Annotated in this window: 11 protein-coding genes; 3 read left to right on the forward strand and 8 right to left on the reverse strand. The window is 72.3% G+C overall.

The window, feature by feature from the left end; genetic code table 11:
• Window positions 1-4: 4 nt before the first annotated feature.
• Together ACIQR3_RS00840 and ACIQR3_RS00845 are read right to left on the reverse strand one after the other, a co-directional pair.
• Window positions 5-1,666, reverse strand: a complete 1,662-nt coding sequence (locus tag ACIQR3_RS00840) for a TerD family protein (RefSeq protein ID WP_403532478.1) — start codon at window positions 1,664-1,666, stop codon at window positions 5-7.
• Window positions 1,667-1,773: 107 nt separating this feature from the next.
• The gene (locus ACIQR3_RS00845; RefSeq protein ID WP_403532480.1) at window positions 1,774-2,373 is read right to left on the reverse strand and encodes a M48 family metallopeptidase; all 600 of its coding nucleotides are present in this window, start codon (window positions 2,371-2,373) and stop codon (window positions 1,774-1,776) included.
• 234 nt (window positions 2,374-2,607) lie between these two features.
• Between ACIQR3_RS00845 and ACIQR3_RS00850 the strand changes: the two genes are divergently transcribed.
• A complete protein-coding gene (locus ACIQR3_RS00850; protein WP_403533918.1) occupies window positions 2,608-3,834 on the forward strand; it encodes a ThiF family adenylyltransferase in 1,227 nt (408 codons plus the stop codon).
• A complete protein-coding gene (locus tag ACIQR3_RS00855) occupies window positions 3,827-5,185 on the forward strand; it encodes an ABC1 kinase family protein (protein ID WP_403532482.1) in 1,359 nt (452 codons plus the stop codon). Before ACIQR3_RS00850 ends, ACIQR3_RS00855 begins: the two co-directional genes overlap by 8 nt.
• Before the next feature lie 256 nt (window positions 5,186-5,441).
• Here the strand turns inward: ACIQR3_RS00855 and ACIQR3_RS00860 are convergent, their stop codons facing one another.
• The 4 genes from ACIQR3_RS00860 to ACIQR3_RS00875 all read right to left on the reverse strand — a co-directional run bounded on the left by ACIQR3_RS00860 (window position 5,442) and on the right by ACIQR3_RS00875 (window position 9,004).
• Window positions 5,442-5,765: a hypothetical protein gene (locus ACIQR3_RS00860; protein ID WP_403532483.1), complete on the reverse strand. Its 324-nt coding sequence runs from the start codon at window positions 5,763-5,765 to the stop codon at window positions 5,442-5,444.
• The gene (locus ACIQR3_RS00865) at window positions 5,762-6,130 is read right to left on the reverse strand and encodes a WhiB family transcriptional regulator (RefSeq protein WP_215173872.1); all 369 of its coding nucleotides are present in this window, start codon (window positions 6,128-6,130) and stop codon (window positions 5,762-5,764) included. The genes ACIQR3_RS00860 and ACIQR3_RS00865 overlap by 4 nt, the downstream gene beginning before the upstream one ends.
• Window positions 6,131-6,299: 169 nt before the next feature.
• A complete protein-coding gene (locus ACIQR3_RS00870) occupies window positions 6,300-6,626 on the reverse strand; it encodes a hypothetical protein (protein WP_215173870.1) in 327 nt (108 codons plus the stop codon).
• A 164-nt stretch (window positions 6,627-6,790) separates the two neighbouring features.
• The gene (locus tag ACIQR3_RS00875) at window positions 6,791-9,004 is read right to left on the reverse strand and encodes an ATP-dependent DNA helicase UvrD2 (RefSeq protein ID WP_403532486.1); all 2,214 of its coding nucleotides are present in this window, start codon (window positions 9,002-9,004) and stop codon (window positions 6,791-6,793) included.
• 265 nt (window positions 9,005-9,269) lie between these two features.
• Between ACIQR3_RS00875 and ACIQR3_RS00880 the strand changes: the two genes are divergently transcribed.
• Window positions 9,270-9,512, forward strand: a complete 243-nt coding sequence (locus tag ACIQR3_RS00880) for a mycoredoxin (RefSeq protein WP_004983675.1) — start codon at window positions 9,270-9,272, stop codon at window positions 9,510-9,512.
• 84 nt (window positions 9,513-9,596) lie between these two features.
• Here the strand turns inward: ACIQR3_RS00880 and nudC are convergent, their stop codons facing one another.
• Together nudC and ACIQR3_RS00890 are read right to left on the reverse strand one after the other, a co-directional pair.
• Window positions 9,597-10,541: an NAD(+) diphosphatase gene (gene nudC / locus ACIQR3_RS00885; RefSeq protein ID WP_403532488.1), complete on the reverse strand. Its 945-nt coding sequence runs from the start codon at window positions 10,539-10,541 to the stop codon at window positions 9,597-9,599.
• Window positions 10,542-10,711: 170 nt separating this feature from the next.
• Window positions 10,712-12,124, reverse strand: coding sequence for a dipeptidase (locus ACIQR3_RS00890; RefSeq protein WP_403532490.1), 1,413 nt, complete (start codon window positions 12,122-12,124; stop codon window positions 10,712-10,714).
• Between the last annotated feature and the right edge of the window lie 5 nt (window positions 12,125-12,129).

Raw genomic sequence — 12,129 nt, forward strand, 5'->3', positions numbered from 1 at the left:
TCCCTCAGATCTCGTACGGCTGGACGACGATGAAGTTGCCGGGCGCTCCCCGGAACTGGAGGTTCACGCTCTCGCCGGTGTCGCCGGGGTAGCTGTTGCGCCGCATCCGCACCTGGCTGGAGACGATGACCTGGGCGGCGGCCGACCAGGCGACGACCGCGTTGCAGTCGGCGAACGTGGTGGGCGTGACCGGCAGGACCACGGGCGTGCCGTGCGTCTTGACGACGATCGTGCCGGTGCCCTGGAACTGCATCGTGAACAGCGCGCCGCCCGGGATGCCGTGGCCCTCGATGCGGCGGATCTCGTACTGCAGGCCCTCGTCGAACGCCAGGACGTTCTCGGCGGAGACGCAGACCGCGTCGCCCTGGAGCTCGATGGGGTGCAGCATCGTGGACTGGTCGGCGAAGAAGACCTGCCCCTTGCCGGTGCAGCGCATCAGCTGCATCTCCTGGCCGGTGGCGTTGCCGACGACGCGGCCGGCGAATCCGGCGCCCTTGTAGCTGAAGTCGACCTTGCCCTGGTAGAGCACCATGCTGCCCTGCCGGGCCAGCACGGGCTGGTCGCCGAGGCCGAGGTCGACCCGGACGAGCTTCTCGTTCTGCTGCGTCCAGCGCTGACCGGTGGGCGTCTCCCGGAACTTCTGCAGCGCGGCGGCCACACCGGCGGGCTGGGACGGGTTCTGGGGGATGCCCTGGGTCTGGGGGACGCCCTGGGGCGGCACGCCCGGAGGCGGCTGCATGCCGCCCTGCGGCGGTACGCCTTGAGGGGCGCCCGGAGCGCCGTAGGGGGCCTGCTGACCGTACCCGGGCGGCGGGGGCGGGGCCTGCGGGGCCTGCGGGGCCTGCGGCTGGGTGTAGCCCGGGGGCAGCGGGGCGGTCTGGTCCGGTCGGCCGTACGGCGGGGTCGGCGCGGGAGCCGCGAGGGTGGGCTCGGGCACCGGGGGCGGCGTCGGTACGGGCGGAGGCGCGAAGTGCTGGGCGGCGGGCTGGGCGGCGGGAGCCGGGGCTGAGGCAGGGGCCGGTGCGGTGGGCACCCCGAAGGCCGGGGGCTCCGGGGCCGGGGCGGGCGCGGCAGGCGGGGCGAACCCCGGAACCGCACCGGCACCGGCGGCCGGCTGCTGCGGCTCGGGCGTCTCCTCCTCGGCCACCTCACCGCCGAAGTTCCGCAGCAGCGCGTCCAGACCGCCGTCGAAGCCCTGTCCGACGGCCGCGAACCGCCATACGTCCTTCAGGTAGAAGTCGCCGAGCATCACGGCCCGCTCGGTGGAGAACTCCGAGCCGTCGAACGGGTAGCGGGCCACCTCCTCGCCGCCCGCGACGATCCGGATGTATCCGGGACCGATCTGCGACATCTGCCCGGCGCCGTCGAGTGTCGCCGTGAAGGACAGCTTCTGGATCTGCGGCGGGATCCGGTCCAGCGTGACCCGGAAGGACTCCGTGTCGCCCGCCTGCGCGCCCAGGAGCTGAATGGCCTCCTCAGGGGACTTCGGCTGGTTGAAGAAGACGAAGTACCGGTCGTCCGAGAGCCGTTCGTCGGCGTCCAGCCCGAAGCAACTGATGTCGAAGGTCAGCCCGGGCCCGGAGATCTGCACACCTACGTACAGATCCGTGCCCGCGGTGAGATCACTGATCCTGGCCTTGTGGCCGCGTTGGAATTCCCTGGCCATGCGTACGACCGTCCCCCATCCCGAATACAAGTGCGTCGCGCCAGGCTAACGGCAAAGCCTGACACGGCCCGAAGTCGGTACGGACCCGGTGCAGACGCCGGGGGGTTTCAGCGACCCCGCGCGCCGGGCACGTGCGGAAGCCGGTCGGCGGCGACCACCCCTTCGAGGTACCCCCGGGCCCGCTCGGTGCGGGGGTACGCCTCCAGCAGGCGCCAGAAGCGGGGGCCGTGCCCGGGGACGAGCAGGTGCGCCAGCTCGTGGAGGAGGACGTAGTCGACGACGTACTCGGGCATGCCCTGGAGGCGGTGCGAGAGCCGGATGCTGCCCTCCGCCGGGGTGCACGAGCCCCAGCGCGTGTTCTGGTTGGTGACCCAGCGGACCGAGCTGGGACGCGCGCGTGACTCGAAGTACTGGGCGGACAGCCGCTGGGCGCGCTCCGCCAGCTCCGTGTCGCCGAGGACGCGCTTGCTCTCCTGGGCCTCCAGTTTGTCGAGCATCACGTTCACCCAGCGCTGCTCCTCCGCCTCGGACATCCGGGCGGGGATCAGCACGACGGTGCGGTCGCCCTCGCGGTACGCGGAGACCGTCCTGCGGCGACGGCTGCTTCTGCGGACCTCGATCGCGCGCGCTCCTGAGCCGCTGGGCGGCGGAGTCGTCGGCAGGCGGTGTGGCGTTCCGGCGCGGTGCAGTGGGTCGGCGGAGGACACGCCCCGACGTTACCCGCTGCACACGGGGAAGTCCCGGTTCCGGGACAGTCCGATGCGGCCGGCCCTCGCGTCCTCGACCACGCTCGCATCTCGTATGACCAGTACGACGAATACCCGCTGCCTGTGGACAACTTTCGGCACCCCGTGACGGGACCGGGCATGCTGGCACTCGCCGGCCCGGTCGTGACCACCGAGCCGGCACACGGGGAGTACCGGAACGTACGGGGGCCTGGCATGCATCCGATGGTGAAACCCGCGCTGCGGCGCGGCTGGCGCGACCTCAACACCGTGCAGTTCGGGATGACCCCGGCGCACGCGCTCACGCTGGGGCCGGTGGACACCGCGACGGGCAGTTTCCTCGAACTGCTCAACGGCACGCGAGGACTGCCGCTGCTGCGCGAGGAGGCACACCGGATGGACCTGCCCGACGGCCATGTCGACCTGCTGGTGAAGCGGCTGGCGCGGGCCGGGCTCCTCGACGACTCCCGTGGCGGCGGACCCGCCGCCGACGCCCTCCGCCAGAACAAGCAGGCCCTCGACCGGCTCCGCCCGGACCTGGCCTCCCTCTCCCTGACCACCTCCGGGCCGGGCGACGCCATCGGCCGGCTGGCTGCCCGCCGCGCCCAGCGTGTGCAGGTCAGAGGCGCGGGCCGGGTGGGCGCCGTCCTGGCGTCGCTGCTGTCGGGTGCGGGGGTCGGCGAGGTCGACGTGCGCGACGGCGGTCACGTCGAGCCGTGGGACGTCGCCCCCGGCGGGCAGCCCGCCGAGGCGGTCGGCGACCGCCGGGACGAGGCGGCCCGCCGTGCCGTCCGCCGGGCCGCTCCCGACCGCGCACCGCGCCGCGGCCGCACAGCGCAGCCCGAGGACGGCGGCCCGGGCTTCGCCCTGGTGATCATCGCCTCGCGCGACGACATCGCCGTGCACGCGCCCCAGGCGTCCGCCGCCGAACCCCTCATGGCCTCCGGCACGCCTCATCTCTACGCCGGCGTGGTGGAAGGCACGGGAGTCGTCGGCCCCTTCGTACTGCCCGGCGAGACGGGCTGCGCGGGCTGCCTCCACGAGAGCCGCACCGACCAGGACCCTGCCTGGCCCCGGCTGATCACCCAGTGGCGTTCGGGTTCCCAGCGCCGGGTACGGCCCTGCGATCTCGCCCTGGCCACCACGGTCGCCGGACTGGCCGCCGCGCACGCCCTCGCGTTCCTCGACGGCCACGTCCCCTCCAGCGCCGGCGCCCGCTGGGAGGCCGCGCTGCCCGGTCTGCACTGGCACACGCGGCCGGTCCCGGCCCATCCCGCGTGTCCCTGCGCGGCGGCAGGCACGGGCGAGGAGAAAGGTGAGCGGGAACACCCCTCCGAGGAGAGGGAGCGGCGCGAGACAATGGCGGAGCAACGGCCGTCAGCACGAGTACGACGCGGAGCGCGGGCGGCGCGGTCGGCTGGGACTTGGAGGGCGCATGTCTGATCTTCCCCGGAAGGCGGTCACCCGGACCGCCAAGCTAGCCGCGCTCCCGCTCGGCTTCGCCGGGCGGGCGACCTGGGGGCTCGGCAAGCGGATCGTGGGCGAGTCCGCGGAGCTGGTCGGCCAGCAGTTGCAGCAGCGCACCGCCGAGCAGCTCTTCAAGGTGCTCGGGGAGCTGAAGGGCGGGGCCATGAAGTTCGGCCAGGCCCTCTCCGTCTTCGAGTCGGCCCTGCCCGAGGAGATCGCCGGTCCCTACCGGGCGGCCCTGACGAAGTTGCAGGAGGCGGCCCCGCCGATGCCGACGCGCACGGTGCACACCGTGCTCGGCGAGCGGCTCGGCGAGGACTGGCAGGAGCTGTTCCTGGAGTTCGAGGACAAGCCCTCCGCAGCGGCCTCCATCGGCCAGGTGCACCGGGGGGTGTGGCACGACGGGCGCGAGGTGGCGGTCAAGGTCCAGTACCCGGGGGCCGGCGAGGCCCTCCTGTCGGACCTGAACCAGCTCGGCCGCTTCGCCCGCCTGCTGGGCCCGCTCATCCCCGGCCTGGACATCAAGCCGTTGATCATGGAACTGAAGGACCGGGTCTCGGAGGAACTCGACTACGGTCTGGAAGCACAGGCCCAGCGGGCACACGCCGAGGAGTTCGCGGACGACCCGGACGTCCTGGTGCCGGGCGTGGTCCATCAGTGCGAGCAGGTCCTGATCACCGAGTGGATCGACGGGGTCCCGCTGTCCGAGGTCATCACGGACGGCACCCCTGAGCAGCGCGACCGGGCCGGCCAGCTCCTGGCCCACTTCCTGTTCGCCGGCCCGGCCCGCACCGGCCTCCTGCACGCCGACCCGCACCCGGGCAACTTCCGGCTGCTGCCCGGCGGCCCGGACGGAGAGGACGACTGGCGGCTGGGAGTGCTGGACTTCGGCACGGTCGACCGTCTCCCGGGCGGTCTCCCGGTCACCATCGGCACCTGCCTGCGCATGACCCTCGACGGCGCGGCCGAGGCCGTCTACGAGGAGCTGCGCGCGGAAGGCTTCGTCAAGGAGACGGTGGAGCTGGACCCCGACGCGGTCCTCGACTATCTCCTGCCGATCATCGAACCGGCCCAGGTCGATGAGTTCACGTTCACCCGTGGCTGGATGCGCAGCCAGGCCGCCCGCATCGGTGACATCCGCTCCCCCGCGTACCAGCTGGGCAAGCAGCTCAACCTGCCGCCGGCGTATCTCCTGATCCACCGGGTGACGCTGAGCACGATCGGTGTGCTGTGCCAGCTGGGTGCGACGGTGCGGCTCCGCGAGGAGCTGGAGGCGTGGCTGCCGGGGTTCGCGGCGCCGGCAGAGGAGTCGGCGGCGGAAGCTTAGGACCAGGGCCGGGGCCGGGGCGGGGGCCGAGGCCGGGGCCGGGGCCGGGGCGGGGGCCGGGGCCGGGGCGGGGGCCGGGGCCGAGCGCAGATGCAGAGGCAAAGGCAGACGCGGACGCAGACGCAGACGCGGACGCGGGGATGACGCAGCCGGGGGGATGACGCGCTACGGGGGCCGGTCCGTTCGGACGGACCGGCCCCCGCGAGGAGAGCTTCGCCTCCCCGGCCGGGGAGACCATCGCTTCGGGTGGGATCGGTTACTGCATCACGGCCATGGCGAGCGCACGCCGGGCACGCATCGAGGCGCGCTCCGCCCTGCGCTGCATCCGGCGGGCGGTCACCAGGCGCACGGCCCGGCGGTCCCGCTCGGCCTCCCGCAGTCGCTCTTGCATATGCGCACGAGCCAGGGCTTCTGGGATGAGTTGCATCTCTCGGGTCCTGTTCTGGCGCGAGTCGTTCGCACCACTGGTGGTGAGGTCTTCGGGTGCGGAGCCTGCGGGCTCGTGGGTGGACGGCTTCATCGGGGCCTGCTTCGTGGGGTCGTACGTGAGGGGACGGTCGATCGTGCCTACGGTGTTCATGCCGTGACCGGGTTCTTGCGCGGGCGGCCACGGGGCCGCTTCCGGGCGACGACGACACCCTGGACGAACAGTTCGCCACCCCAGACGCCCCAGGGCTCACGCCGCTCCTTGGCGCCGGCAAGGCAGGCCTCGACCAGCGGGCAGGTGCGGCAGAGGGACTTGGCGTACTCGACGTCCGCCGGCGACTCGGCGAAGAAGACCTCCGGGTCGTAGGAACGGCAGGGGACGGGCACGCCGAGGTTCTCGATGGCGTCGTCGAGCGCGGTGAGCGCGGTGAGCGGGGTCAAGGTCGGGTCCTCCGTGGAGCCGGGCTCGGGGATGGTGCCGGAAGGTGGTACGGACGGGGCGTGCGCTTCGAGTTGCACGGTTCGTCTTCCTCGTCTGATCGGTCCGGCCGGTCGGCCGGGGCGGCTTGGTACCGGGTTCTCTGGTTGTCCCGAGGCCCTTCGCTCTGTCGTCCCCGTTCGGGACAAACAGAAGGGCCGCGGATCCCGGGTGGGGTTCCGCGGCCCTGAAGGCGCCGGCCTGATCGAATCAGGCTGGATCACTCCAGGGTTCTGGCCCACGGAAGGCCCACATCAGGTGGTGCTGCGTCGTCTGCTTCCGGAATCCGGCACCGGCCGCCGCAAAGGCATAGGCGTGCGCCTGTGCCACTACTGCCGCTTCCAGTGCCTTGGTCGGTCGCTCATCGCGCTCACGGACGGGCAGGCCCGAGAGAGCGAGGGGGGACGCCGGACGGACGGCACGAATGCCGGACAGACCGGTGCCCGGGTTGGAGGCGCCGAGCATGGACGAGGAGACGGTCGGGCGATCGGTCAGTTTGCTGACAGAGCTGACGTTGCTGATGTTGATGCTGATCACTGGACTCGCCTCCTCTCGGCGTCTCGGGGGATCGGTGCGAACCGGTCCACGGATATGCAAGTACAACACGGATTCAGGGCCTTCGGGAAGGCCGCTGCTCCCGTGTCCAAGAACCTATGGGGATTGCTGGGGCATGCGCAAACTATTTTTTCGACGAGTTGGGATCAATCGTCGCCGCCCGCTGCGTCGACGTCCTGACCGGCGCAGATGGCCAGGACATCGGCTCCGTAGCGGGTGAGCTTGCGGGCTCCGACGCCCGGGATCCGGGCCAGCTCCCGTTCGTCCTCCGGGACGGACTCGGCGATCGCCATCAGCGTCTTGTCGGTGAAGACGCAGAAGGCGGGCTGTCCGCTCAGCCCCGCCTGCACCGCTCGCCAGCTGCGCAACCGCTCGTAGACGCCCTCGTCCATGTCGGAGGGGCAGTCCTCGCAGCGCATCAGTTTCATTTCACCGGCGTCGGTGAGGGTGCGCCCGCAGACCCGGCAGCGGGCCGGGCCGCGCCGGGTGCGCCGCGGAGCCGGGGTGAACGCGGAGCGGCTCGTGAGGCTCGCGAGGCCGTGCTCCACTCCCCCGGCGCCACCGGCGGCCGCCACCCGACCGCCCGCACCGGCCGAACCCGGGCGCAGTCCGTCGAGGAACCGGCTGGGACGGCGGCCGGCCCGGCCGCCGGGCGAGCGGGCCAGCGCCCAGGAGAGGTGCAGGCGTTCACGCGCGCGGGTGACGCCTACATAGAGGAGGCGGCGCTCCTCCTCTATCTGTTCGTCGGTCTTCGCATAGGTGATCGGCATCATCCCCTCGGCCAGGCCGACCAGGAAGACGACGTCCCATTCCAGGCCCTTGGCCGAGTGCAGGGAGGCGAGGGTGACGCCCTGCACGGTGGGGGCGTGCTGGGCACCCGCCCGTTCGTCGAGTTCGGCGACGAGGTCGCCGAGGGAAGCGCCGGGCCTGGCCGCCGCGAAGTCCTGGGCGAGGTTCACCAGGGCGGCCAGCGACTCCCAGCGCTCGCGGACCGCGCCCGATCCGGCCGGGGGCTCGGACGTCCAGCCTTCCCCCGACAGCACGGCACGGACCTGGGACGGCAGGTCGACGGTGTCGTCGAGGAGGGCGTCGTTGCCGCCGAAGCGGGCCGCGGCGCGCAGTGCCGCGCCCGCCTTGCGCACCTCGGGGCGGTCGAAGAACCGTTCCGCGCCGCGCAGCTGGTAGGGCACGCCGGCGTCGGCGAGGGCCTGCTCGTAGATCTCCGACTGGGAATTGGTGCGGAACAGCACGGCGATCTCGGCGGGCCGGACGCCCGAGTCGATCAGTTCGCGGATGCGGCGGGCGGCGCCCTCGGCCTCGGCGGGCTCGTCGGCGTACTCGGTGTACACGGGCTCGGGGCCGGCCGGGCGCTGGGAGAGCAGCTCCAGGCGGTGGTCGGCTGCGCGGCCCCGGGCCTGGGCGAGCAGGCCGTTGGCAAGGTGGACGACCTGGGGCGTGGAGCGGTAGTCACGGACCAGCTTGACGACCGTGGCTCCGGGGTGGCGGATCCGGAAGTCGAGCAGGTGGTCGGGGGTTGCTCCTGTGAACGAGTAGATCGTCTGGCTGGCGTCACCGACCACGCACAGGTCGTCGCGGTCGCCGAGCCACAGGTCCAGCAGCCGCTGCTGAAGGGGGCTGACGTCCTGGTACTCATCGACCACGAAGTGCTGGTACTGGGCGCGGACCTGCTGGGCCACGTCCTGCCGGTCTTGGAGGATCCCCACCGTCAGCAGCAGCACATCCTCGAAGTCGATCACCCCGCGCCCGCGCTTGAGCTCCTCGTAGGCCACGTAGAGACGGGCGATCTCAGCGGGGTCGCGGGGCGTCTCACGGCCGGCCTTGGCCGCCGAGAGGGCGTAGTCGTCCGGAACGGTCTGGGTGACCTTGGACCACTCGATCTCGGCGGTGACGTCCCGCAGCTCGCCCCGGTCGAGGCGGATACGGCAGGCCGCGGCGGCGTCGGCGACGAGCTGGATCTTGCGGTCGACGATCCGGGGCAGGGAACCGCCGATCGCTTTCGGCCAGAAGTACTGGAGCTGGCGCAGTGCCGCCGAGTGGAAGGTACGGGCCTGGACGCCGGCGGCGCCGAGCTGACGCAGCCGGCCGCGCATCTCCCCTGCGGCACGGTTGGTGAAGGTGACGGCGAGCACGGTGCTGGGCTGCAGGATGCCGGCCCGCACCCCGTAGGCGATGCGGTGGGTGATCGCCCGGGTCTTGCCGGTGCCCGCGCCCGCCAGTACGCACACCGGGCCGCGCAGGGAGGTGGCCACTTCGCGCTGCTCGGGATCGAGTCCGTCGAGCACCGCGTCGGCCGAGTCCGGTACCTGCGGGAAGAGGGTGGAGTGCGTTGCTGCTGTCACACAGCCATGCTGCCAGGTCGGGCGGGACGGGAGCGCCGGTTGTCCACAGGCGGGGCCTCGCAGTCGTACTAATGCGGGCTTCCTGATGCGGGCTCCCTGATGCGGGCTTCGGCTCGTTCTCCGTCTCGTTCTCCGTCTCGTCTCGTCAGGTGGGTCTCGTAGGGGAAGCTCGTACAGGACCTCGTACGGGAATGGGGACGCCGTCGTGGGCGTTGCCGCAGTGCGAGTGAACGCACCCCCGAGCCGTTGAAGGAGCACGAGAGACATGCCGGGCACTGTGACGATGTACAGCACCACGTGGTGCGGCTACTGCCGCCGGCTGAAGAGCCAGATGGACCGTGAGGGCATCGCGTACACCGAGATCAACATCGAGCAGGACCCGGAGTCGGCCGCGTTCGTGGAAAAGGCGAACGGCGGGAACCAGACGGTTCCGACCGTGCTCTTCCCCGACGGCTCGACGCTCACCAACCCGTCGCTGGCGCAGGTGAAGCAGAAGATCGGCGCGTAAGCGGGTCGCACGACACGGCTGAGGGGCCGTCCCGGGCGGGACGGCCCCTCAGCCGTGTCCGGCGCTGTCTCCGGCCGTAGAGCCTCAGACGAAGCCGCGGGTCGGCAGCGGCTTGCCGTACCAGAGTTCGATCAGGCGGGCGGCGATCGAGATGCCGTAGGGCGGCAGGACCTCGCCGGAGTCGAAGGCGGCGCCCAGCTCGTCGCGGGAGAACCAGCGGGCCTCGTGGATCTCGTCGCCGTCGACGGTGATGTCGGTGGAGACGGCCCGGGCCATGAAGCCGAGCATCAGGCTGGACGGGAACGGCCAGGGCTGGCTGGCGACGTACTCGACCGGGCCGACGGTGATGCCGGCCTCCTCCTGGACCTCACGGCGCACCGACTGCTCGATGGACTCGCCGGGCTCCACGAAGCCCGCGAGCGTCGAGAAGCGGCCCTCGGGCCAGTGGACCTGGCGGCCGAGCAGGATGCGGTCGCTGTCGTCGATGACGGCCATGATCACGGCCGGGTCGGTGCGCGGGTAGTGCTCGGCGCCGCAGGCGGGGCAGCGGCGGATGTGGCCGGCGGCGGCGATGGCCGTGCGTTCTCCGCAGCGGGAGCAGAAGCGGTGGGTGCGCTGCCAGTTCTCCAGGCCGACCGCGTGCACCATCAGGCCCGCGTCGCGCGGGGAGAGCAGCAGGCCCGCCTCGCGCAGCCCAGCCGCGCGCGCGGACTGGTCCATGCGGCCGGGCAGCGAGTCCTTCTGGAGCGCGAAGTAGCTCACGCCGTCCTCGTCGATGCCGAGGAAGTAGCGGTGCGCCTCGGTGAGCGGGGCTTCGAAGGAGGGTGTCATGACGAGTTCGGTACGCCCGTCCGGCGTCTCGTCGATGAGGACCTGACCGCCGGAGACCACGAAACAGCGCGTGGAGGGGTGGCTCCACGCGGCGGCGAGCCAGGCCTCGTCGAGGCGGTGGTGCGCAGCGCGGTCGACACCGCTCGGTGCGGTGAGCGAGATGGGACGTTCGGCGGTGCGGTCGGTCCAGGTGGTCACAGGTGCTTCCAACTCCCCCGGTACGGCGGTCAGTGGTTCGGCGGACGGTTCGGCGGGTTCTGGGGCGGCGGGTTCCGGGGCTGCGGGCGGCGACCGGGAGCGCGCCGCGGTACGGGCCCTTCCAGTGTGCCCCGCGCCGGAGGCCGGTCCGGACGGTGCGGCGGCATCGGTCAGGGTCCGTGCCGCCAGTGCGCCGCGAGGTCGCTCCAGAGGTGTGCGGAGGTCTCCACGCCCTTGAGGAGGAGGTCGAGCTCGACCTTCTCGTCGGGCGCGTGCCAGCCGTCGGACGGGACGGAGATGCCCAGGAAGAGCACCGGGGCCCCGAGGACGTCCTGGAGGTCGGCGGCGGGTCCGGAGCCGCCTTCGCGGGTGAAGCGGACCGGCTGGTCGAAGGCCCGCTCCATGGAACGGACGACGGACTGGAGCGCCGGGTGGTCCAGGGGTGTCAGGCACGGGCGCGTGGCGGCGCCGAACGCGATGTCGCAGCGGATTCCCGGGGGGACGCGCTCCGCGACCCAGCCGCGGACTGCCTTCTCCACCTGGTCGGGGTCCTGGCCCGCGACGAGGCGGAAGGAGAGCTTCACCATGGCGTCGGACGGGATGATCGTCTTGCTGCCGGGGCCCTGGTAGCCGCCGCCGATGCCGTTGACCTCGGCGGTGGGGCGGGCCCAGACACGCTCCAGGGTGGTGTACCCGGCCTCGCCCTGGGCGGCGTGGGACTTGGCCGTGCGCAGCCACCGCGGCTCGTCGAAGGGCAGGTCGGCGAAGAGTTCGCGTTCGCGGTCGGTGAGTTCGATCACGCCGTCGTAGAACCCGGGGATCGCCACGCGCGCGTGCTCGTCGTGCAGGGCGGCGACCAGGCGGGCGGCCTCGGTGGCCGGGTTGGGCACGGCGCCGCCGAAGGAGCCGGAGTGGATGTCCTGGTCGGGGCCGTGGAGGCGGATCTCGCACTCGGCGAGGCCGCGCATGCCGGTGCACACCGTGGGGGTGTCCTCGGACCACATGCCGGTGTCGGAGACGATCACGGCGTCGGCGGCGAGCCGTCCGGCGTGCTCCTCCGCCAGCGCGCGGAAGTGCGGGGAGCCGGACTCCTCCTCGCCCTCGATCAGCAGCTTCAGGGTGACGGCGGGGGCGGTACGGCCGGTGGCGGCGAGGTGGGCGCGGACGCCGAGGGTGTGGAAGAACACCTGTCCCTTGTCGTCGGCCGCCCCGCGCGCGTACAGGCGGTTGCCGCGGACGACGGGCTCGAAGGGGTCGCTCGACCAGCCGTCCTCGCGGGCGGCGGGCTGTACGTCGTGGTGCCCGTAGACGAGGACCGTGGGCGCCGCGGGGTCGTCGGCCGGCCACTCGGCGTAGACCGCGGGGGCGCCGGGCGTCTCCCAGACCTCGGTGGTCGGGAACCCGGTCTCCTTGAGCTTGGCGGCGAGCCAGTCGGCGCTGCGGCGCACGTCCTGCGCGTGGTGGGGCTGGGCCGAGACCGAAGGAATGCGCAGCCACTCGGCCAGGTCGTCGAGGAAGGCGGCGCGGTGGCGCTCGATGTACGCGCGGACGGCGCTGACGGCACTGTCAACGGGCTTGCTCATGCCTC

The organism is Streptomyces sp. NPDC090994 (genome assembly GCF_044768905.1).
In the GTDB taxonomy this organism is placed as follows: Bacteria; Actinomycetota; Actinomycetes; order Streptomycetales; family Streptomycetaceae; genus Streptomyces.

Bases quoted from the DNA above. Each gene is read 5' to 3' on its own strand.
- ACIQR3_RS00840 (WP_403532478.1), bottom strand. From the start codon at position 1,666: ATGGCCAGGGAATTCCAACGCGGCCACAAGGCCAGGATCAGTGATCTC.
- ACIQR3_RS00850 (WP_403533918.1), top strand. From the start codon at position 2,608: ATGCATCCGATGGTGAAACCCGCGCTGCGGCGCGGCTGGCGCGACCTC.
- ACIQR3_RS00855 (WP_403532482.1), top strand. From the start codon at position 3,827: ATGTCTGATCTTCCCCGGAAGGCGGTCACCCGGACCGCCAAGCTAGCC.
- ACIQR3_RS00860 (WP_403532483.1), bottom strand. From the start codon at position 5,765: ATGAACACCGTAGGCACGATCGACCGTCCCCTCACGTACGACCCCACG.
- ACIQR3_RS00880 (WP_004983675.1), top strand. From the start codon at position 9,270: ATGCCGGGCACTGTGACGATGTACAGCACCACGTGGTGCGGCTACTGC.
- ACIQR3_RS00890 (WP_403532490.1), bottom strand. From the start codon at position 12,124: ATGAGCAAGCCCGTTGACAGTGCCGTCAGCGCCGTCCGCGCGTACATC.